The 20,696-nt window shown below is 65.3% G+C and carries 18 protein-coding genes; 16 read left to right on the top strand and 2 right to left on the bottom strand.

The features are described 5' to 3' along the window. Window positions 1–89 precede the first annotated feature (89 nt). Both AC58D2_RS06505 and AC58D2_RS06500 read right to left on the bottom strand, forming a co-directional pair. The gene (locus AC58D2_RS06505) at window positions 90–1,208 is read right to left on the bottom strand and encodes an acyl-CoA dehydrogenase family protein (RefSeq protein WP_497388465.1); all 1,119 of its coding nucleotides are present in this window, start codon (window positions 1,206–1,208) and stop codon (window positions 90–92) included. A 149-nt stretch (window positions 1,209–1,357) separates the two neighbouring features. Beyond that, the gene (locus AC58D2_RS06500) at window positions 1,358–2,539 is read right to left on the bottom strand and encodes an acyl-CoA dehydrogenase family protein (protein ID WP_497388463.1); all 1,182 of its coding nucleotides are present in this window, start codon (window positions 2,537–2,539) and stop codon (window positions 1,358–1,360) included. Between the two features lie 172 nt (window positions 2,540–2,711). On the opposite strand from AC58D2_RS06500, the gene AC58D2_RS06495 reads away from it, so the two are divergent. The 16 genes from AC58D2_RS06495 (at window position 2,712) to AC58D2_RS06420 (ending at window position 20,687) form a co-directional block, all read left to right on the top strand. Continuing rightward, window positions 2,712–3,569: an SDR family NAD(P)-dependent oxidoreductase gene (locus tag AC58D2_RS06495; protein WP_497388461.1), complete on the top strand. Its 858-nt coding sequence runs from the start codon at window positions 2,712–2,714 to the stop codon at window positions 3,567–3,569. Then, the gene (locus tag AC58D2_RS06490) at window positions 3,566–5,017 is read left to right on the top strand and encodes an MFS transporter (RefSeq protein WP_497388459.1); all 1,452 of its coding nucleotides are present in this window, start codon (window positions 3,566–3,568) and stop codon (window positions 5,015–5,017) included. The genes AC58D2_RS06495 and AC58D2_RS06490 overlap by 4 nt, the downstream gene beginning before the upstream one ends. Then, the gene (locus tag AC58D2_RS06485; protein ID WP_497388457.1) at window positions 5,014–6,468 is read left to right on the top strand and encodes an MFS transporter; all 1,455 of its coding nucleotides are present in this window, start codon (window positions 5,014–5,016) and stop codon (window positions 6,466–6,468) included. Before AC58D2_RS06490 ends, AC58D2_RS06485 begins: the two co-directional genes overlap by 4 nt. A gap of 112 nt (window positions 6,469–6,580) precedes the next feature. Continuing rightward, window positions 6,581–7,873, top strand: coding sequence for an acyl-CoA dehydrogenase family protein (locus tag AC58D2_RS06480; protein WP_497388455.1), 1,293 nt, complete (start codon window positions 6,581–6,583; stop codon window positions 7,871–7,873). Between the two features lie 112 nt (window positions 7,874–7,985). Continuing rightward, window positions 7,986–9,077 (top strand): Zn-dependent alcohol dehydrogenase, encoded by a 1,092-nt coding sequence (locus AC58D2_RS06475; protein ID WP_497388453.1) that lies wholly within the window; start codon window positions 7,986–7,988, stop codon window positions 9,075–9,077. Then, window positions 9,074–10,141, top strand: coding sequence for a phosphotransferase family protein (locus tag AC58D2_RS06470; RefSeq protein WP_497388451.1), 1,068 nt, complete (start codon window positions 9,074–9,076; stop codon window positions 10,139–10,141). The genes AC58D2_RS06475 and AC58D2_RS06470 overlap by 4 nt, the downstream gene beginning before the upstream one ends. Then, entirely contained in the window at window positions 10,138–10,914 is a 777-nt protein-coding gene (locus AC58D2_RS06465) for an SDR family NAD(P)-dependent oxidoreductase (RefSeq protein ID WP_497388449.1), read from the top strand. The genes AC58D2_RS06470 and AC58D2_RS06465 overlap by 4 nt, the downstream gene beginning before the upstream one ends. Then, the gene (locus AC58D2_RS06460; protein WP_497388594.1) at window positions 10,914–11,717 is read left to right on the top strand and encodes an SDR family NAD(P)-dependent oxidoreductase; all 804 of its coding nucleotides are present in this window, start codon (window positions 10,914–10,916) and stop codon (window positions 11,715–11,717) included. The genes AC58D2_RS06465 and AC58D2_RS06460 overlap by 1 nt, the downstream gene beginning before the upstream one ends. 91 nt (window positions 11,718–11,808) lie before the next feature. Further along, a complete protein-coding gene (locus tag AC58D2_RS06455; RefSeq protein ID WP_497388447.1) occupies window positions 11,809–13,011 on the top strand; it encodes a serine hydrolase domain-containing protein in 1,203 nt (400 codons plus the stop codon). 121 nt (window positions 13,012–13,132) lie between these two features. Further along, the gene (locus tag AC58D2_RS06450) at window positions 13,133–15,166 is read left to right on the top strand and encodes a 3-hydroxyacyl-CoA dehydrogenase NAD-binding domain-containing protein (RefSeq protein ID WP_497388445.1); all 2,034 of its coding nucleotides are present in this window, start codon (window positions 13,133–13,135) and stop codon (window positions 15,164–15,166) included. A 191-nt stretch (window positions 15,167–15,357) separates the two neighbouring features. Beyond that, the gene (locus AC58D2_RS06445; protein ID WP_497388443.1) at window positions 15,358–15,597 is read left to right on the top strand and encodes a hypothetical protein; all 240 of its coding nucleotides are present in this window, start codon (window positions 15,358–15,360) and stop codon (window positions 15,595–15,597) included. A gap of 159 nt (window positions 15,598–15,756) precedes the next feature. Then, window positions 15,757–17,049 carry an ergothioneine biosynthesis protein EgtB gene (gene egtB / locus AC58D2_RS06440; RefSeq protein ID WP_497388441.1) on the top strand — a complete coding sequence of 431 codons (1,293 nt, stop codon included), beginning with the start codon at window positions 15,757–15,759 and terminating at the stop codon, window positions 17,047–17,049. A 1-nt stretch (window position 17,050) separates the two neighbouring features. Then, window positions 17,051–18,037: an L-histidine N(alpha)-methyltransferase gene (gene egtD / locus AC58D2_RS06435; protein ID WP_497388439.1), complete on the top strand. Its 987-nt coding sequence runs from the start codon at window positions 17,051–17,053 to the stop codon at window positions 18,035–18,037. Between the two features lie 49 nt (window positions 18,038–18,086). Next, a complete protein-coding gene (locus AC58D2_RS06430; RefSeq protein WP_497388437.1) occupies window positions 18,087–18,953 on the top strand; it encodes a 3-hydroxyacyl-CoA dehydrogenase NAD-binding domain-containing protein in 867 nt (288 codons plus the stop codon). Window positions 18,954–19,058: 105 nt separating this feature from the next. Continuing rightward, window positions 19,059–19,523: a hypothetical protein gene (locus AC58D2_RS06425; RefSeq protein ID WP_497388435.1), complete on the top strand. Its 465-nt coding sequence runs from the start codon at window positions 19,059–19,061 to the stop codon at window positions 19,521–19,523. Window positions 19,524–19,544: 21 nt separating this feature from the next. Next, the gene (locus AC58D2_RS06420) at window positions 19,545–20,687 is read left to right on the top strand and encodes an epoxide hydrolase family protein (RefSeq protein ID WP_497388433.1); all 1,143 of its coding nucleotides are present in this window, start codon (window positions 19,545–19,547) and stop codon (window positions 20,685–20,687) included. The last annotated feature ends 9 nt before the right edge of the window (window positions 20,688–20,696 follow it).

The following is a 20,696-nucleotide window of genomic DNA, read 5'->3' as shown; positions in this document are numbered from 1 at the left end:
GCGCAGGCGTCGATGCCCACCCCGCTGCGACTAGGGACAAAGTCCCAAGTCTCGCTGCCCCTCCCCTGAAGGGGAGGGGTTTGGGTCGCTCAATATCCGTTCATCCGCGCGACCTGGTCGATATGGTAGTGCACGTCGCCCATGAACTCGGCGAGCGCGCGGTCGCGCTTCATATAGAGGCCGATGTCATATTCGTCGGTCATGCCGATGCCGCCGTGCATCTGGACGCCCTCGCGCACCGCGAGGTTCGCGGCGCGGCCGGCCTTCGCCTTGGCAACCGAGACCATCAGCTTCGCGCCCGCACTGCCCTCGTCGAGCAGTTGCTGCGCCTTCATCACCGTCGCGCGCGCGACCTCCATCTCGCCATAGAGATGCGCGGCCCGGTGCTGGAGCGCCTGGAATTCGCCGATCAGCTTTCCGAACTGTTTGCGTTCCTTGAGGTAATTGACGGTCATGTCCATCGCGCCCTGCCCGACGCCGACCATTTCGGCCGCGGCGCCGGTGCGCGTCGCGGCGAGCAGCGCGTTCAGCACCTCTTCGCCCGCGTCGACCTCACCGATCACGGCGTCGGCGTCGAGTTCGACCCCGTCGAAGCGGACGTGGCTCGCAAGGCTCGCGTCGACCAGACGGCGCGGGTCGGCGGTCACGCCCCTGGCGTCCTTCGGCACCGCGAACAGCGTGAGGCCGCCGTCGGTTTTCGCCGAAACGATGCTCATGTCGGCGACATGGCCGTGGAGGACGAAGTCCTTCTTGCCGTCGAGGCGGAAGCCGTTGCCGCTGCGCGTCGCCGTCGTCGCGACGCGGTCGGGGCGGTGTTTTGCGCCCTCGTCGATCGCCAGCGCGACGATCGCTTCGCCGCCCGCGATCGCGGGAAGCCAGCGCCCCGCCTGCGTGCCGCCGGCCTGCGCCAGCGCCGCGACTGCGCCGACGCTGGTCGCGAGGAAGGGCGAGGGGGTCAGGTTGCGGCCGATCTCCTCGAGCACGATGCCCGCTTCGGTGTGCCCCATGCCGAGCCCGCCATGCTCCTCCGGAACGAGCATCCCGGGCAGGCCCATCTCCACGAAATGGTGCCACAGCTCGCGCGAAAAGCCGGTTTCGTCGGCCTGGTCGCGCAGCTTGCGCATGTGCGACACGGGCGCCTGTTCGGCCACGAAGGGGGCGACGCTGTCCTTGAGCATCGCCTGGTCATCATTGTGATAGAGCGGCATAATCTCTCTCCAAAGCCTCTCCCCTTCAGGGGAGGGGTTGGGGTGGGGCCATCGTCCTTGCACCGGCTTGGGGGCCCACCCCGCTGCGACTAGCGGACAAGTCCGCAAGTCTCACTGCCCCTCCCCTGAAGGGGAGGGGTTTGTTTTTCTCACGCCCCCGGCAAATCGAGAATGCGCTTGGCGATGACGTTGAGCATGACCTCGCTCGTTCCGCCTTCGATCGAATTGGCCTTGGTGCGAAGCCAGCTGCGCGCCCGCGCGCCGCCCTTCGTTTCCTCGCTGTCCCATTCGAGCGCTTCGCTGCCGCCGCCCGACATGACGAGCTCGTAGCGGCGCTTGTTGAGTTCGGTGCCGACATATTTCATCATGTTCGAGCTCGCGGGATGCGCGCGGCCGGTCTTCCACATGTCCATGAAGCGCTCGCCCATCGCGCGATAGGCGAAAACCTCGGTGTCGAACGCCGCCATTTCGGCGCGCAGGATCGGATCGTCGAGTTCGCCCGCTTCATTCTTGCCGAGCGATTTCGCGAACAGCGCGCCGATGCTCAGCATGTCGCCGCCGGCACCGCCGCCCGAGATCATCTCGCGTTCGTGGCCGAGCAGATATTTGGCGACGTCCCAGCCGCGATTGACCTCGCCGACGAACTGGTCCTTCGGCACCTTCACATCGTCGAAGAAGGTTTCGCAAAAGGGGCTGTTGCCGCTGATCAGCAGGATCGGCTTGGTCGAAACCCCGGGGCTCTCCATGTCGAACAGCATGAAGGTGATGCCCTGGTACTTGTTCGTCTTGTCGGTGCGGACAAGGCAGAAGATCCAGTCGGCCTTGTCGGCGTAGCTCGTCCAGATCTTCGAGCCGTTGACGACCCAGTGGTCACCCTGATCGTCGCCATAGGTTTGCAGGGACACGAGGTCGCTGCCCGATCCGGGTTCCGAATAGCCCTGGCACCAGCGAATCTCGCCGCGCGCGATCTGGTTCAGATAATGGACCTTCTGTTCCTCGGTGCCGAATTTGAGCAGCGCGGGGCCGAGCATCCAGATGCCGAAGCTCTGGAGCGGCGGGCGGGCATTGATCCGCGCCATTTCCTGCTTGAGCACCTTGGTCTCTTCGGGGCTGAGCCCGGCGCCGCCATAGGGTTTGGGCCAGTCGGGAACGGTATAGCCCTTTTCGACGCAGCGCTCGAGCCACTGCTTCTGGGCTTCGTTCTTGAATGTGAACTTGCGTCCGCCCCAGCAGACATCGTCCTCGTCGCGGACGGGTTCGCGCATTTCGGGGGGACAATTGGTTTCCAGCCAGCTGCGCACTTCGGCGCGGAAAGCATCCAGATCGCTCATCGCAAGGGCTCCTCTTCCGGCGCGCAAATTAAGGGGAGTCGGCAAGTTTACGCAAGCGTCAACTTGGGCGGCCCGACCTGCCGTTACGGCGCCGTAGCGTCGGATTGCCGGGCGTTGACGCGCCCCGCAGCGCGCCTAAGCTGAGTGGCAAAAGAAAACGGGAGCAAGGAAGATGCGATTCGCAGGCAAGGTCGCCGTGGTCACCGGCGCGGCATCGGGTATCGGCAAGGCGGCGGTGCTCAAACTCGCGGGCGAGGGCGCGCATGTCTTCGCCGCCGACATCGACGAGGCGGGCGGCAAGGCGCTCGCCGAGGCGTCGAACGGCCGCATCGAGTTCCTGCGCTGCGACGTCACCGTCGCATCGGATATCGAGGCGCTGATGAACGAGGCCGCGAAGCGCGGCGGCGGAATCGATATCGTCTTCAACAACGCCGCCGCGGGCGGCGACCGCGCCCCGATCGACGAGATCACGCCCGAAGGCTGGGATCGGACGATGAACCTGATCCTGAAGTCGGTCGCGATGGGCATCCGCTATGCAAGCCCGCACATGAAGGGACGGAAAGGCTCGAGCATCGTCAACACCGCGAGTGTCGCCGCGCTCGGCGCCGGCTATTCACCGACAGCCTATGCGGTGGCGAAGGCGGGGGTGCTCCACCTGACAAAGGTCGCGGCGACCGACCTCGCTCAATATGGGATCCGCGTGAATGCGATCTGCCCCGGCTTCATCAACACCAACATCTTCACCTCGTCGCTCGACGTTCCCGACGACAGCAAGGACGCGGCAAAGGCGATCATCGCCGACATGAGCACGCAGGCACAGCCGGTCGCGCGCGGCGGCCAGCCGGAGGATATTGCGAACGCCGTCGCCTATCTCGCGAGCGAGGAGGCGAGCTTCATGACCGGCACGCACATGCTGGTCGACGGCGGGCTGACGATCGGCCAGCGCCATGCGTGGGACCCCGAAGCGCCCGGGCTGTTCGACGCGCTGGTAGCCATGGAGGACGCCGCCAAGGCCGGGGCACCCGCGTGACCGCTGCCGCGGCGGCGTTGCCGCCGGCCGAACGGTTGCCGCTTCGCATTAAGCTGGGGAATGGCTTCGGATCGGTCGCCTATGGCGTGAAAGACAATGGGTTCGCCACGCTTTTGCTGCTGCTGTACAATCAGGTATTGGGCCTCGATGCGCGCATCGTCGGCCTGATCCTGCTGATTGCGCTGTTTCTCGATGCGATCATCGATCCGATGGTCGGTTATTGGAGCGACAAGACCCACAGCCGCTGGGGCAAGCGACACCCGTGGATGTATGCGTCGATCCTGCCGATGGCCTTTGCGTGGATGATGCTGTGGCATCCGCCGCAGTTCCATTCCGGCTGGCTCTACGGCTATCTTCTGCTCTTCGCCTTCCTGATGCGCGCCTCGGTCTCCTGCTATGAAATTCCGGCGCTTTCGGTGGTGCCGGGGCTGACGAGCGACTATGACGAGCGGACATCGCTGACCCGCTGGCGCTTCGTGTTCGGATGGGCGGGGGGCCTGCTGATGCTGACGCTGGCTTTTGGTGTGTTCCTCGTTCCCACCGAACGCTATCCGGTCGGTCAGCTCAACGTCGAAGGCTATCAACTCTATGGCTGGACCGGGGCGGCGCTGATGATCATCGCGACCAGCGTTTCGGCCTGGACGACGCATCGCCGGATCGCACGGCTCGATGCCACGCCGCCGGTGCATTTGCCGCTCGGTCAGACGCTCCGGAAGATCGGAGCGATCCTGTCGAACAAGGCCTTTCTGATCCTGCTTGGCAGTTCGCTCTTCGCGTTCGTGAATCAGGGGCTGACCTTTTCGGCCACCACCTATCTGCTCAGCTATTATTGGGAAATGCCGCAGGCGGGGTTCATCGCCTATTCGGCGACCTTGTTCGTCGGCGTGCTCGGCGCCTTTCTGATCGTCGGCCTGCTGCAAAAGCATATCGAAAAGCGCACCGGTGCGGTTGCGGCGGGTATATTGGCGCTGGGCTTTGCCGTACTTCCCTATCTGCTGCGCTTCGGCGGTTTGTTTCCGGCCAACGGCGATGCCGGGCTGATCCCCGCGCTTTTCACGCTGGTCACCATTTCGAACGCCTTCGCCGTCGCCTCGATGATTCTCGGGCAATCGATGGCGGCCGATATCGTCGAGGCATCGCAGGAGCAGACGGGCGAGCGGTCGGAGGGCATTTTCTTTTCGGCCTATTTCTTCGTCCAGAAGTGCGCGACCGGGGTCGGCCTGTTCCTGACGGGACAAGTCATCGGCGCCGCCAATTTTCCCGCCCAGGCCCGGCCCGGCCATGTCGACCAGACGGTGCTCGATAATATGGCGACCTATTTCCTCGTGATATTGGTGATCTTCGCGATCACCAGTATCGCGTTCATCGCGCGCTTTCCCATTTCGCGATCGGACCATGAAGCGCGCGTGGCAGCGCTTGCCGCCAAGTCCGGCGCCGGTCCGCGATGACGGCCCCCGGCCCTCTCCCCGGCAAGCTGCCAACGCGGATCAAGGCCGCGCATGGGCTGGGCGCCGTTACGCTGGGGATCAAGGAGTCGGGGCTCACCACCTTCTTCATGATCTATTACAACCAGGTGCTGGGGTTCGACCCGCGCGTGGTGTCGCTGGTGCTGATCGGGGCGATGGTCGTCGACGCGATGGTCGACCCGCTGATCGGCCGGCTGTCCGATGCGACGCGCACCCGGCTTGGCCGGCGGCTGCCGTGGCTCTATGGCGCGGCGGTGCCGATGGCGATCGCCTGGTCACTGCTTTGGATCTCCCCCGATATTGCGGCGCATTCGACGCTCGGGCTGTTCCTCAACGTCGTCGCGGTCCGCGTCCTGGTATCGGCGTGCGAGATTCCATCGATCTCGCTCGTCGCCGAATTGACGCGCGACTATGACGAGCGCACCGCCCTGATGCGCTTCCGCTTCCTGTTCGGCTGGCTCGGCGGCCTGCTCGCCGTCGCGTTGGCCTATAATGTGTTCCTAAAATCGGACGATCCCGCGCAAAGCGGGCTGCTCGATGCGTCGGGCTATACCGCCTACGGCCTGTTCGGCGCCGCGATGATCCTGGTGACGACGCTGGCATCCGCCTTCGGGCAGCAGCGGCGAATCCTGTCGTTGCCGCCGCCGCCGGTGTCGCCGCACGGGCACTCGATGCTCGCCGATATCCTGCTCGCGTTTCGCAATCCGGCATTCCTCGCACTGGCATCGGGCGCGCTGTTCGTCACCGGCGCCTATGCGACGACGATCGCGTCGAACAATTACATGATGCTGTATGTCTGGCGGTTGAGCGACGCCCAGCTTGCCTGGTATCCCGCCGGGCTCGCGGTCGCGGTATTCGGGGCCTTTGCCGCGGTCGGCGCGGCGCATCGCCGCTTCGGAAAGCGCGACACGGCGATCGGCGCGGCGCTTGCGAGCGGCGCGATCGCATTCCTCCCCTATGCCGCGCGCAACCTCGGCTGGTGGCCCGATCTCGGCAGCTGGACATCGATGGGACTGCTGCTGTCGGTGCAGACCGTGTCGCTGTTCGGGCTGGTGATCGCGACCATCTCGACTTCATCGATGGTCGCCGAGATCGTCGAGGCGCACGAGGTCGATCATGGCACGCGCATCGAAGGCGTCTTCTTTGCCGGCTATCTGACGGTCCAGAAATTCGGGCAGGCGCTCGGCATCTTCCTTGTCGGCCAGCTCGTCGCCTTCGTCGGGCTCGGCGACAAGGTCCAGCCGGAGGACTGGCCCGCGAGCACGGCGGCGACGATGGCGTGGATTTTCGCGGGGCTGATGATTTTGATTTCGGTCATGGCGGCGGTCGGGCTGCGCCGATACGCGATCGACCGGGCGAGCCACGAGGCACGACTCGCCGCCCTTGCCTCGACCCTGCAACAGCGGGTCGATAGCGAAGGGCCGCCGCCGTAGCGAAAGAGGACGCGGATCGGCCGGGTCGCGCAATTTTCTGCATGCCGGGACTTGGCAAGGCGCCCGAATCGGTTCTAGAGTTTACGTGAACGTAAAGGGAAAGGATGCAGCGATGGACTTCGATATCACCGACCGGCAGGCCCATTGGCGCGACCGGGTGCGCGACTTCATCGAGCGCAAGGTGCGCCCCGCGGTCCCCACCTACAAGGAACAGGATCGGGCCGGCGATCGCTGGAAAGTGATCCAGGTCGTCGAGGATCTGAAGGCCGAGGCAAAGGCCGCCGGCATCTGGAACCTGTTCATGCCGCCGCGCAGCGCCGCGCACCACCATGTCGACGAGACGTTCGAGTTCGAAGGGCCGGGGCTCACCAACCTCGAATATGCCCTGTGTGCCGAAGAGATGGGCCGCATCGGGTTCGCGAGCGAGGTCTTCAACTGCTCGGCGCCCGACACCGGCAACATGGAAGTCTTCCATCGCTACGGCACCGCCGCGCAGAAGGAAAAATGGCTGAAGCCGATCATGAACGGCGAGATTCGCTCGGCCTTCCTGATGACCGAGCCGGCGGTCGCTTCGTCCGACGCGACGAACATCGAGACCCGGATCGAGCGCGACGGCGACGATTATGTGATCAACGGCCGCAAATGGTGGTCGTCGGGGGTCGGCGATCCGCGCTGCAAGGTCGCCATCGTGATGGGCAAGACCGACTTCGGCGCCAAACGCCACCAGCAGCAGTCGATGCTGGCGGTGCCGATGGACGCGCCGGGGATCAAGATACTCCGCCACCTGCCCGTCTTCGGCTATGACGACGCGCCGCACGGCCATATGGAAGTCGAACTGAAGGACGTGCGCGTGAGTGCCGAGGATGCGATGCTGCTCGGCGAGGGCCGCGGGTTCGAAATCGCGCAAGGGCGCCTTGGGCCGGGCCGCATCCACCATTGCATGCGAACCATCGGCGTTGCCGAAGAGGCGCTGGAAAAAATGTGCAGGCGGCTCCAGTCGCGCGTCGCCTTTGGCAAGACGATCGCCGAACACAGCATCTGGGAACAGCGGATCGCGCGCGCGCGTATCGATATCGAAATGACGCGCCTTCTGTGTCTGAAGGCCGCCGACATGATGGACAAGGTCGGCAACAAGGCCGCCGCGGCCGAGATCGCGGCGATCAAGGTGCAGGCGCCGAACATGGCGCTCAAGATCATCGACGATGCGATCCAGGCGCACGGCGGCGGCGGCGTCAGCGACGATTTCGGGCTCGCCAACGCCTATGCCCACCAGCGGACCCTGCGACTCGCCGATGGTCCCGACGAGGTCCATGCCCGTGCAATCGCGCGCATCGAGCTGGCGAAACATTCACCGGCGGCGAGCGATCCCGGTTTCTCGTCGGGCGACGTCGGGGTTTCTCGCTGAGTTTTGCCCCGTTCGTGCCGAGCCTGTCGAAGCACCGTTCTTTCTTTCGGGAAGACAAGGGGAAGAACGGCCCTTCGAGAAGCTCAGGGCGAACGGTATTGAAGGAAATGTCATGACCAAAGCCGCGATCCTGATCGAACCCGGCAAGCCGCTCGTCGTTGAAGAGGTCGTCGTCGACAAGCCCGGCCCGCACGAGGTCCGCATTCGCACCGCCGCATGCGGGCTCTGCCATTCGGACCTGCATTTCATCGACGGCGCCTATCCGCATCCGCTGCCCGCGATCCCCGGCCACGAAGCCGCGGGCATCGTCGAGGCGGTGGGCAGCGAGGTGCGGACGGTGAAGCCGGGCGACGCGGTGGTCACCTGTCTTTCGGCCTTTTGCGGCCATTGCGAATATTGCGTCACCGGGCGCATGTCGCTGTGCATGGGTGGCGACACGCGTCGGCCCGCGGGCGCCGCGCCGCGCATCACGCGCCCCGACGGCAGCATCGTCAACCAGATGCTGAACCTCAGCGCCTTTTCGGAAGTGATGCTGGTCCACGAACATGCGTGCGTCGCGATAAATCCCGACATGCCGCTCGACCGCGCCGCGGTGATCGGCTGCGCGGTGACGACGGGCGCCGGGACCATCTTCAACGCGTGCAAGCTGACCCCGGGCGAAACCGTCGCGGTCGTCGGCTGCGGCGGCGTCGGGCTCGCGACGATCAATGCCGCGAAGATCGCCGGCGCGGGGCGCATCATCGCCGCCGACCCGGTGCCCGAAAAGCGCGCGCTGGCGGAAAAGCTCGGCGCGACCGACACCGTCGACGCGCTCGCCGACGATGCCGCAAAGCAGATCGTCGAGATGACCAAGGGCGGCGTCGATCATGCGATCGAGGCGGTCGGACGCCCGGCCTCGGCCAGCCTTGCGGTCGCATCGCTGCGCCGCGGCGGCACCGCGACGATCCTCGGCATGATGCCGCTCGCCGAAAAGGTCGGGCTCGGCGCGATGGACCTGCTTTCGGGCAAGAAGCTGCAGGGCGCGATCATGGGCGGCAACCGCTTCCCGGTCGACATCCCGCGGCTCGTCGATTTCTATCTGCGCGGGCTGCTCGATCTCGACTCGATCGTCGCCGAAACGATCCCGCTCGAACGGATCAACGAAGGCTTCGACAAGATGAAGAAGGGCGATTCCGCGCGGTCGGTGATCGTATTCAACCAATGAGCATGGACGCACAAAAGCTGTTTTCGGGCACCGTCGCGCCCGAAGGCGCCGACATCCTCGACGAGGCAAGGCTGGCCGCATGGATGGAGGCGAATGTCGAGGGCTTCAGGGGGCCGCTGACGCAGAGCAAGTTCGCCGGCGGCCAGTCGAACCCGACCTACAAGATTTCGTCGCCGTCCGGAAACTATGTCCTGCGCCGCAAACCCTTCGGCAAGCTCCTACCCTCGGCGCACGCGGTCGACCGCGAGTATAAGGTGCAGGCGGGGCTGCATAGGATGGGTTTTCCGGTCGCGCGCCAATATGGGCTGTGTACCGACGAGGATGTCGTCGGCAGCTGGTTCTATGTGATGGACATGGTCGACGGGCACACGATCTGGGACGGATCGATGCCGGGATCGACCCCCGCCAACCGCCGCGCGACCTATGACGCGATGATCGACACGCTCGCGGCGCTGCACGCCGTCGACGTCGAGGCGGCGGGGCTGGCCGACTATGGCAAGCCGGGCAATTATTTCGGGCGCCAGGTCGATCGCTGGACCAGACAGTACAGGCTTTCCGAGACCGAGACGATGGACGAGATGGAGCAGCTGATCGCGTTCCTTCCCGCCACCCTGCCCGACCAGACACGCACCAGCGTCGTCCACGGCGATTACCGGATCGACAACATGATCTGGGCGAAGGATCGGCCCGAAGTGCGCGCGGTGCTCGACTGGGAGCTGTCGACGCTCGGCGATCCGCTCGCCGACTTCACCTATGTCGCGATGGCGTGGGTGACCGAAAATGGCGGACGCTCGGGGGTGATGGACCTCGACCGCGCGAGCCTCGGCATTCCCGAGCTCGAAGAGGTGGTCGAACGCTATTGCGCCGCGACGGGGCGGGACAGCGTGCCCGACATGAACTGGTATTTCGCCTATAATTTCTTTCGCCTCGCAGGCATCATGCAGGGCATCAAGAAGCGCGTCATCGACGGCACCGCCTCGTCGGCGCATGCGAAGGAAATGTCCGAGCGCGTGCGGCCGCTCGCGCAGCGCGCGTGGGATTTTGCACGAAAGGCAGGCGCATGAGTCTCTTCGACATGACGGGCGAGGTCGCGCTGATCACCGGGTCGTCGCGCGGCATCGGGAAAGCGATTGCGGAAGCGATGGCCGAGCAGGGCGCGAAGGTCGTGATATCGAGCCGCAAGCAGGATGCGTGCGACGCCACCGCCGCCGCGATCAACGCGAAACATGGCGAGGGCACCGCGATCGCGGTCGCCGCGAACATTTCGTCGAAGGACGATCTGGACCATCTGGTCGCCGAAACGCGGCGCGCCTTCGGCAGGATCACGACGCTCGTCTGCAACGCGGCGTCGAACCCCTATTATGGCCCGGGCCTCGATATCGCCGACGAACAGTTCCGCAAGATCATGGACAATAATATCCTGTCGAACCACTGGCTGATTTCGATGGTCGCGCCCGAGATGATCGAACGCGGCGGCGGCGCGATCACGATCATCAGCTCGATCGGCGGGCTGAAGGGGTCGCCGATCATCGGCGCCTATTGCATCTCGAAGGCCGCCGACATGCAGATGGCGCGCAACTATGCGGTCGAGTTCGGGACGAGCGGCGTGCGAGTCAACTGCGTCGCCCCGGGCCTGATCCGCACCGACATGGCGCGGGCGCTGTGGGAAAATCCGGAGACGCTCGAACGCTCGACCGCCGCCGCATGCCTCAAGCGCATCGGCGAACCGCACGAGATCGCGGGCGCCGCGGTCTTCCTCGCGTCGAAGGCGGGCGCATTCACAACCGGCCAGACCATCGTCTGCGATGGCGGCGCCACGATTTCGGGAGGCGCATGATGGGTGCATTGGACGGCAAGATCGCGATTATCACGGGTGCGGGTTCGGGTATCGGCCGCGCGAGCGCGCTGCGCTTCGCTGCCGAGGGCGCGCGGCTCGTTATCGGCGACAAGACGGCGGCGGTCCACGATACCGCGGCGGCGGTGAAGGATGCCGGCGGCGAGGTCGTCGCGCTCGAGATCGACGCCGGGGTCGAAGCCGACGTCGCCAAGCTCGTCGCGGCCGCGCAGGGCACCTACGGCGGGCTCGACATCGCCTTCGCCAACGCCGGGATCATCGGCGATATGGGGGGGATCTTCGACATCACGCCCGAAGGCTGGGCCGAAACGCTGCGCGTCAATCTGATCGGCCCGGCGCTGATGGTGAAACATGCCGGCAAGGCGATGGTCGACCAAGGCCGCGGCGGCGCGATCGTCCTCACCGCGAGCGTCGCGGGCCTCAATTCGGGCGCTGGCCCGGCGGCCTATTCGGCGTCGAAGGCAGGGGTCATCAACCTCGCCCGGACCGCGGCGCAGCAGATGACGAGTGCCAACGTCCGCGTCAACGCGATCTGCCCCGGCCTCACCGAAACCGGCATGACGCGCCCGACCTTCGACTATGCGAAGGAAAAGGGCGTGACGCACAAGATCGGTCAGCTCAACCCGCTGAAGCGCGCGGGCCAGCCCGAGGAGCTTGCCAATGTCGCGCTGTTCCTCGCGAGCGACCAGGCAAGCTATGTCAACGGACAGGCGATCGCGGTCGACGGCGGCCTCACCAGCTCGCACCCGGTAACGCGCCAGCTTCTCGGCCAGACGTCGCATTAATGTGGGGATGGCTTTGAAAGGACAGGATCCGATAATGGCCGTGTCCACGGCTTTTCAATCGGAAATGACGCGCTTTAAGGCAGGACACTGAATGACCCACGGATTCGACACCGCGCGGCTCGACCGCATTCCCGCCTTCCTCGGCGCCAAATATGTCGATAGCGGCCGCTTGCCGCATGCGGCGACGCTGGTGTCGCGGCGCGGCGAGATCGCGCATCTGTCGTGCATCGGCGACGCCCGGCCGGGCGAAGCGCTGAGGGATGACGCGATCTTCCGCATCGCCAGCATGACCAAGCCGATCACCAGCATCGCCTTCATGATGCTGCTCGAAGAGGGCAAGGTCGCGCTCTCCGATCCGCTGGTGAAATATTGCCCCGAGTTTCGGGAAACCGGCGTCTTCGTCGCCGGCGGCGGCAACGTTCCCTTCCTCACCCGCCCGCCCGCGCGGCCGATCCTGATGGTCGACCTGCTCCGCCATACCTCGGGGCTGACGTACAGCTTTCAGGAGCGCACCCCGGTCGACGCCGCCTATCGCAAGACGAAGATCGACGATTTCGACGCCGACTATACGATGAACAGCGTCATCGCGGGCCTGGCAAAGATCCCGCTGCAGTTCGATCCGGGCGCGCACTGGAATTATTCGATGGCGACCGACGTGCTCGGCGCGGTGATCGAGCGGATCGAGGGCAAGCCCTTTGCGCAGGTCCTGCAGGACCGCATCTTCGCCCCCCTCGGCATGATCGACACCGGCTTCAAGGTGCCCGCCGAGGCGCAGCATCGCCTGACCGACTGCTATGCTTTCGACCCCAGGGAGAAGATGAAGCAATTCGATGCCGGCGACCGCAGCCGCTGGGCAAAGGATCGCAGCTTCCATTCGGGCGGCGGCGGGCTCGTCTCGACCCTCGCCGACTATCATCGTTTCTGCCTGATGCTGCTTGGCGGCGGCAAGCTTGACGGGACGCGGATCATCAGTCGCAAGACGCTCGACCTGATGACGTCGAACCACCTTGTCGGTGGCGGCGATCTGACCGAACATAGCGTCGGCATCTTCAGCGAGGACGAAAATGCCGGGGTCGGCTTCGGCCTCGGCTTTGCTGTAACGCTCGATCCCGCGCGCGCGGGCATCCCGGGATCGGCGGGCGATTTCTATTGGGGCGGCATGTTCTCGACCGGCTTCTTCGTCGATCCGGTCGAGGAGATCTGCATGGTGTTTATGACCCAGCTCATGCCCTCGTCCACCTATCCCGTGCGGCGCGAGGTCAAGACGCTCGTCCACGCCGCGATCGACGATTGAAAAATGAAATCCTCTCTTCCCGTTCGTGTCGAGCGAAGTCGAGACACCCGGAAGGCGCGCACCGCCGATGGGCCTCTCGACTTCGCTCGATGCGAACGGGGTTTTGATCAAGGAGACCGAAATGTCCGATGAAACCCCCAACTCCGTCACGATGCACAAGGACGGCGAGATCGCCGTCGTCATCGTCAACAACCCTCCGGTCAATGCGCTCTCGTGGCACGTCCGCGAGGGGCTGAAGACCCATTTCGAGGCCGCGCTTGCCGATGATAGCGTCCAAGCGATCGTGCTGCGCTGCGACGGCGGCACCTTTATCGCCGGCGCCGATATCAGCGAATTCGGCAAGCCGCCGCGCGGCCCCGATTTCAACGCGGTGCTCAACATGATCGAGGCGGCGGCGAAGCCCGTCGTCGCGGCGATCCACGGCACGGCGCTCGGCGGCGGGCTCGAAACCGCGCTCGTCTGTCACTATCGCGTCGCGGTGCCGTCGGCGAAGCTCGGCGTGCCCGAGGTAAAACTCGGCCTGCTCCCCGGCGCGGGCGGCACACAGCGTCTGCCGCGCGTCGTCGGGGTCGAGGCTGCGGCGACGATGACCTCGCTCGGCAACCCCGTCCCCGCGCCCAAGGCGAAGGACATGGGGCTCGTCGACGAACTCGCGGGCGAGGACAGCCTGGCCGCCGACGCGATCGCCTTTGCGCGCGCGAAGATCGCCGACGGCCCGCGCCCGACGCGCGAGCGCAAGGTGTTCGGCGACGTCGCCGCGATCGAGCAGCTCAAGACCGCGAACGCCAAGCGCTGGCGCGGGTTCGAGGCGCCTTACGCCAACCTGGCCTGCGTCGAGGCGGCGACGCGCCTGCCCTTCGAGGAAGGGCTCGCCTTCGAGCGGCAGGAATTCATGAAGCTGATGATGGGCAGCCAGTCGGCGGCGCAGCGCCACATCTTTTTCGCCGAACGCCAGGCCGCGAAGATCGATGGCCTGCCCAAGGACATCAAGCTGCGCGACGTGAAAAAGGTCGGCATCATCGGCGCCGGCACGATGGGCGGCGGCATCATGATGAACTTTCTGCAAAAGGGCTTCGCCTGCACGATCGTCGAGATGCAGCAGGAGGCACTCGACCGCGGGCTCGGCGTCGTGCGCAAGAATTACGACGCCAGCGCGGCGAAAGGCCGCTTCAAGCCCGAGCAGGTCGACCAGATGATGGGCCTGATCACCCCGACGCTGAAAATGGAGGATCTGGCCGACTGCGACCTGATCATCGAGGCGGTCTATGAGAATATGGACGTCAAGAAAGAGATTTTCGGCAAGCTCGACAAAATAGCGAAGCCCGGCGCCATCCTGGCGTCGAACACGAGTTATCTCGACGTCAACGAAATCGCGGCGTCGACCGGCCGCCCCGGCGACGTGCTCGGCATGCACTTCTTCTCTCCCGCCAATGTGATGAAGCTGCTGGAGGTCGTGCGCGGCGACAAGACCGCCGACGACGTCCTCGCGACCGCGATGGCGATCGGTAAGAAGATCGGCAAGGTCGCGGTGGTCGCCGGCGTGTGCCACGGCTTCATCGGCAACCGCATGCTCGCGCCGCGCCAGATCGAGGCGCAGAAGCTGCTCCTCGAAGGCGCGACCCCGGCGCAGGTCGACAAGGTGCATGTCGATTTCGGCATGCCGATGGGGCCGTTCCAGATGAGCGACCTAGCGGGTGTCGACATCGGCTGGCACCGCGATCCGAACCGGATCGAAAGCATCCGCGACGCGCTGTGCGCCGAGGGCCGCTGGGGCCAGAAGAAACAGGCCGGTTTTTACGATTACGACGACAAGCGCAATCCGTCAGAAAGCCCGCGCGTTGCCGAGATCATCGAGGAATTCCGGCAAAAGGCCGGGGTCGAGAAGCGCGAGATCAGCGAATCGGAGATCGTCGAGCGCACCCTCTATCCGATGGTCAACGAAGGCGCCCTGATCCTCGAGGAAGGCAAGGCGCAGCGCGCGAGCGACATCGATGTCGTGTGGATCTATGGCTATGGCTGGCCGGTCTACCGCGGCGGCCCGATGTTCTGGGCCGGGCTCGAAGGCACCGACAAGATCGCTGCGGCGCTGGAAAAGCATGGTTTCGCCGTGGCGCCGCTGCTCAAGGAGAAGGCTGCGGCAAAAGCGGGCTTCTGACCGCGATATCCCCTCCCCTTCGGGGGAGGGGTCAGGGCCCTGCCCCAACCCCTCCCCCTGCACGGGCAGGGTTTGGTTTCGTCCCGATGCGGGCCAGATGGTCCCTGAGAGGTGAAAACGCCCGCCGGGCGTGTGCGAAAAGTTGCGATAGTGGGTTAAAGCGCTGGCAGGACCTGCCGTTAGGGCAGAGCATGCACGCCATGCCCTTTGTCGCCGCCCTGATGCTGCTTATCGCCGCGACGCCCGCCGTCGCGCCCGCGCCGACGCCGCAGGCGAGCGCGGTCGGGATCGCCCGCGCGCGGATTCTCGCACCAGCCGAAATACGCCGGGTCGACGGCCGACTGGAGATACGCAGCGGCAACGCGAAATCCCCGAAGCAGGTCCATCGCACCCTGCGTCGCGACGGTGGCGAGACCGCGGACTTCTATTGAGCCGCCACGGGGCGCCGACCGCGCCCGTTCCGCTTCGCCGCATTGTCCCGGCGGCGCGGCATCCTCAATCGTTCCCTAAATGTTCTAGACATGGCGGGGCGGCGTAACCATAATCGCCTCGACAGCGAAACCGAATCGCCGCCAGGGGATTGTTCCAGCATGGCCAGCCGAACCGAGATGCCACCGACAGATGCCGCTTCCGATCCGGTCTCCGGCCTGGCCCGGCGCTTTGCGGCGCTGCGCCGCCTGTCGGCCGATCTCGCGGCACCGCTGTCCGACGCCGACGCCAGCGCGCAGTCGATGGAGGATGCCTCGCCCGCCAAATGGCACCTCGCGCACACCACCTGGTTTTTCGAAACCTTCGTCCTGCGCGATCATGTCGCGCGATACCGGCTGTACGACGACCGTTTCCCTTATTTGTTCAACAGCTATTACGAGGCCGAGGGACCACGCCACGCGCGGCCGCGCCGCGGGCTCCTGACGCGTCCGTCGCTCGCCGAGGTGCTGCGCTGGCGCGAGCATGTCGACGCTGCGGTGCTGGATGCGCTGCCTCGCCTGTCGCCCGCGGCGCTCGGCCTCGTCGAACTCGGCATCCATCACGAGCAACAGCATCAGGAACTGCTGCTCACCGACATCAAGCATCTCTTCGCGCAGAACCCGCTGGGTCCGGCGATGTGGGACGGCGAAGAGGCAATCGCGAGTGAAGTTGCCCGGATTTCCGCGGATGAAATCCGATGGATCGGTGGACCGGAAGGCGTGGTTTCGGTCGGCCATGCCGCCGATGGCTTCGGCTTCGACTGCGAAGGGCCGCGTCACCCGGTGTTGCTGACCCCGCATGCGCTCGCGCATCGCCCGGTGACCAACGGCGAGTGGCGGGAATTCATCGCCGATGGCGGCTATCGGACTCCGTCGCTCTGGCTCAGCGACGGCTGGGCCTGGGTCCAGGCGAACGCCGTCGAAGCTCCGGCCTATTGGCGGGACGACCGATATTTCACCCTGTCAGGCTGGCGCGATATCGACCCCGCCGCCCCGGTCGCCCACATCGGCTTCTACGAAGCCGACGCCTTCGCCAGCTGGGCCGGCGCGCGCCTCCCCACCGAGTTCGAATGGGAAGCCGCCGCAGCGCCGCTCGATCCCGCGAGCGGCGACCAGCTCGACGTCGCCGGCCCCGTCCAGCCCGCGGCGGCGGCCGCGGCGGGCGACGCCGCGCTGCACAATATGTTCGGCAGCGTATGGGAATGGACGGGCAGCGCCTATCGACCCTATCCGGGCTTTCGCGCCGCGCCGGGGGCGGTCGGCGAATATAACGGCAAGTTCATGAGCGGTCAGTCGGTGCTGCGCGGCGGTAGCGTGGCGACCCCACGCGGCCACATGCGCGCGTCCTACCGCAATTTCTTCTACCCCCACCAGCGCTGGCAATTCACCGGCCTGCGCCTCGCGAAGGATCTGTGATATGGGCGTTGTCAGGCAACTTAAACAGGTCGACGCCGACGATGCGGGCATCGACATCGCCTTCCGCGCCGACGTCCACGCCGGCCTGTCGCAAACCCAGAAGGCGATCCCGGCACGCTGGTTCTATGACGCAACGGGGTCGGCGTTGTTCGAAGACATTACCGCGTTGCCCGAATATTATCCGACGCGCAGCGAAACCGACCTGCTCAAACGCCATGCCGCCGATCTGGCGCAGGCGATCGGGCCCGGCCGCGCGGTGGTGGAACTCGGGTCGGGCAGCTCGACCAAGACCCCGCTTCTGCTCGACGCAATTGGACCTGCCGCCTATGTCCCCGTCGACATTTCCGGCGACTTCCTGCGCGACAGCGCCGAACAGCTTGCCGGTCGTTTCGCCGGGCTGCCGATCTATCCCGTCGAGGCCGATTTCACCCAGCCGGTGCAATTGCCACGCGAGATCGGCCCGTTGCCCAAGCTCGGCTTTTTCCCGGGGTCGACCATCGGCAACATGGTCGCGCGCACCGCGATCGACCTGTTGCGCAACTGGCGAAAGGCGCTCGGCGAGGGTGCGCTGCTGCTGATCGGTATCGACCGGATCAAGGATCGCGAGACGCTGATCGCCGCCTATGATGATCCCGCCGGTGTCACCGCTGCGTTCAATCTCAACCTGCTCGACCGCATAAACCGCGAACTTGGCGGCAACATTCCGGTGGACAATTTCACCCATCGCGCGGCGTGGAACGACGTCCATGCGCGGATCGAAATGCACCTGGTCGCGGCTTGCGACATGGATTTCACGATCGACAGCCGTCCCTATCGGATGACGAAGGGTGAGACGATACACAGCGAAAACAGCCACAAATATGGTCCGCGTGACGCCAGCCTGCTGCTGCGTGCCGGTGGCTGGACCCCGGTCGCGAGCTGGGACGATGCCGATCCGGCCTTTGCGCTGATCCTCGCCGAAGCGACCGAATTCCGCTCCGCCCCTTGACGGATAGCCGACTTTTTCCGACTGGCGTCGGAAACCGAAAGGAGCAGCTATGATTGTCGGCGTTATCGGAGCAGGGCAAATGGGTGCGGGGATCGCGCAGGTCTCCGCGGGCGCGGGGCACGACGTTCTTCTTGCCGACATCGATCTTGCGCGCGCCGAAGCCGGCAAGGCGGGCATTGCCAAGGCGCTCGGGCGCCTCGTGGCCAAGGAAAAGATGGATCAGGGCGCCGCCGACGCGCTGCTCGGCCGAATTGCTCCGGTCGCCGATCATGCCGACTTCGCCTCCGCCGATCTGGTGGTCGAGGCCGCGACCGAGCGTGAAGAGATCAAGCGCGCCATCTTCGAAAGCGTCGGCAAGCATCTTTCCGATACCGCGATCCTTGCGAGCAACACCAGTTCGATCCCCATCACCCGGCTGGCCCAGGCGGCGCCCGATCCGGCCCGTTTCATCGGCGTCCATTTCTTCAATCCCGTCCCGGTGATGGGGCTGATCGAACTGATTCGCGGGCTTGCGACGAGCGACGAAACGCTGTCGGCGGTCGAGGCCTATGGACGCGGGCTCGGCAAGCAGATCGTCCACGCCAACGACGCACCGGGCTTCATCGTCAACCGCGTACTGATGCCGCTGATCAACGAAGCGATCTTCGCGCTCGGCGAAGGCGTGGCAACAATGCAGGATATCGACGCCGGCTGCCGGCTCGGCCTCAATCACCCGATGGGGCCGATCACGCTCGCCGATTTCATCGGGCTCGACACGTGCCTCGAAATCATCCGCGTGCTGCAAAGCGGCACCGGCGATCCCAAATTCCGTCCGGCGCCGCTGCTCGTCCAATATGTCGAGGCCGGCTGGGTCGGCAAGAAGGCCGGACGCGGCTTTTATGACTGGACGGGACCGGAGCCTGTGCCGACGCGGTGAACCGTTGGGGAGCTGGATCGGAAGTTGCGCGTTGACCCTCCAGGGTCAGGACCCGAAGGCAGCAACGGAGGACGTGGCGATATGCGGAACATCATGGTGGGGAGCATGGCCGCCCTCGCGCTTGGCATGGTCGCGCCGGCCGCGGCACAGCAAGGTGCGCCAGAGGATTCGACCCTGAAAAAGACTGGCGATTCGGTGACCGAGCCGTTCGATGGCAAGGAAGTCCCGGAGAAGCTTTTGGCGATCCAAGACGCGCCCTATTCGCTCGCGGGCCTGCGCAAATGCGCTGCGATCATTCGAGAGATCGAAGAACTGAACGCCGTCCTCGGTCCCGACGTCAACGAACAGGTGGACAAGAGTCTGGCGAAAAAGCGCGAGGAAACCGCAGGCCGCGTCGCGGGGACCGTGGCCGGATCGGTCATCCCCTTTGGCGGGCTGATCGGCGAACTGACCGGTGCCAATGCCGAGCGACGGCGCTATGCCGCCGCGGTCTATGCGGGTACCGTGCGACGCGGGTTTCTGAAAGGCGTCGGGCTGGAACGCGGATGCAAGGCGCCGGCACGGCCCTGACGCGGCGCAGAGGGAGGGGTGATGGAGGTCGAAAACATCCGTCCGTTCGAGGTGGCGGTTCCACAGGCCGACCTCGACGACTTGAAGCAACGGATCGCATCCGTCCGCTGGCCCGAAAAGGAAACGGTGGACGATTGGGACCAGGGGGTCCCGCTTGCCTATGCGCAGGAGCTCGCCGCGTGGTGGCGCGATCATTATGACTGGCGCCGCATCGAAGCACGGCTGAACGGATTTCCCAATTTACTGGCGACGATCGACGGGCTCGACATTCACTTTCTGCACGTCCGGTCGCCCAATCCCGACGCGCGGCCGCTGATCCTCACCCACGGCTGGCCGGGCTCGGTATTCGAATTCCTCGACGTGATCGAACCGCTGTCGGCCGACTTCCACCTCGTGATCCCCTCGCTCCCCGGTTACGGCTTCTCGGGCAAGCCGGCGCAAGCCAAATGGAGCGTCGAACATATCGCCGATGCCTGGAACGCACTGATGCTGGCACTCGGCTACGATCGCTATTTTGCGCAAGGGGGCGACTGGGGCAGCGCCGTCACCTGCGCCATCGGTGTCGCGCACGGCGATCATTGCGCGGGCATCCACGTCAACATGGTCGTCGGCGCGCCGCCGCCGGAAATGCTTGCCGATCTCAGCGATATCGAACAGGCCTATCTCGCGCGGTTCGGCTGGTATCAGTCGAAAGACAGCGGCTATTCGACGCAGCAGGCGACGCGACCGCAGACGATCGGCTATGCGCTGACCGACTCGCCGGTCGGCCAAATGGCCTGGATCGTCGAGAAATTTCACGGCTGGACCGATTGCGGACATGAACCCGGCGGCCAGTCGGTCGGTGGACACCCGGAAAAGGCCCTGTCGCGCGAAGCGATGCTCGACGCGGTCACCCTGTATTGGCTGACCGCGAGCGCCGCCTCGTCGGCCCGCCTCTATTGGCACAGCTTCCGCAGCTTCGTCGCCGGCGAGATCGACGTACCCACTGCATGCAGTCTGTTCCCGAACGAAATCATGCGCCTGTCGCGCCGCTGGGCCGACAAACGCTATCGCAATATCGTCCATTGGAACGAGGCGGACCGCGGCGGCCATTTCGCCGCATGGGAAGTGCCCGAACTGTTCGTCGCCGAACTGCGCGCCGGGTTCGCATCCATGGCGCTCTGACGTCGCGGC

Source organism: Sphingopyxis sp. CR5 (assembly GCF_059693785.1).
Note: the sequence above shows the minus strand (reverse complement) of the source record. Positions and strands in the feature narration are given on the sequence as shown.

Excerpts from the sequence above, each read along its gene's own strand:
- AC58D2_RS06505 (WP_497388465.1), bottom strand. The coding sequence starts at position 1,208 with ATGCCGCTCTATCACAATGATGACCAGGCGATGCTCAAGGACAGCGTC.
- AC58D2_RS06500 (WP_497388463.1), bottom strand. The coding sequence starts at position 2,539 with ATGAGCGATCTGGATGCTTTCCGCGCCGAAGTGCGCAGCTGGCTGGAA.
- AC58D2_RS06495 (WP_497388461.1), top strand. The coding sequence starts at position 2,712 with ATGCGATTCGCAGGCAAGGTCGCCGTGGTCACCGGCGCGGCATCGGGT.
- AC58D2_RS06485 (WP_497388457.1), top strand. The coding sequence starts at position 5,014 with ATGACGGCCCCCGGCCCTCTCCCCGGCAAGCTGCCAACGCGGATCAAG.
- AC58D2_RS06480 (WP_497388455.1), top strand. The coding sequence starts at position 6,581 with ATGGACTTCGATATCACCGACCGGCAGGCCCATTGGCGCGACCGGGTG.
- AC58D2_RS06475 (WP_497388453.1), top strand. The coding sequence starts at position 7,986 with ATGACCAAAGCCGCGATCCTGATCGAACCCGGCAAGCCGCTCGTCGTT.
- AC58D2_RS06470 (WP_497388451.1), top strand. The coding sequence starts at position 9,074 with ATGAGCATGGACGCACAAAAGCTGTTTTCGGGCACCGTCGCGCCCGAA.
- AC58D2_RS06465 (WP_497388449.1), top strand. The coding sequence starts at position 10,138 with ATGAGTCTCTTCGACATGACGGGCGAGGTCGCGCTGATCACCGGGTCG.
- AC58D2_RS06460 (WP_497388594.1), top strand. The coding sequence starts at position 10,914 with ATGGGTGCATTGGACGGCAAGATCGCGATTATCACGGGTGCGGGTTCG.
- AC58D2_RS06455 (WP_497388447.1), top strand. The coding sequence starts at position 11,809 with ATGACCCACGGATTCGACACCGCGCGGCTCGACCGCATTCCCGCCTTC.
- AC58D2_RS06450 (WP_497388445.1), top strand. The coding sequence starts at position 13,133 with ATGTCCGATGAAACCCCCAACTCCGTCACGATGCACAAGGACGGCGAG.
- AC58D2_RS06445 (WP_497388443.1), top strand. The coding sequence starts at position 15,358 with ATGCACGCCATGCCCTTTGTCGCCGCCCTGATGCTGCTTATCGCCGCG.
- egtB (WP_497388441.1), top strand. The coding sequence starts at position 15,757 with ATGGCCAGCCGAACCGAGATGCCACCGACAGATGCCGCTTCCGATCCG.
- egtD (WP_497388439.1), top strand. The coding sequence starts at position 17,051 with ATGGGCGTTGTCAGGCAACTTAAACAGGTCGACGCCGACGATGCGGGC.
- AC58D2_RS06430 (WP_497388437.1), top strand. The coding sequence starts at position 18,087 with ATGATTGTCGGCGTTATCGGAGCAGGGCAAATGGGTGCGGGGATCGCG.
- AC58D2_RS06425 (WP_497388435.1), top strand. The coding sequence starts at position 19,059 with ATGGCCGCCCTCGCGCTTGGCATGGTCGCGCCGGCCGCGGCACAGCAA.
- AC58D2_RS06420 (WP_497388433.1), top strand. The coding sequence starts at position 19,545 with ATGGAGGTCGAAAACATCCGTCCGTTCGAGGTGGCGGTTCCACAGGCC.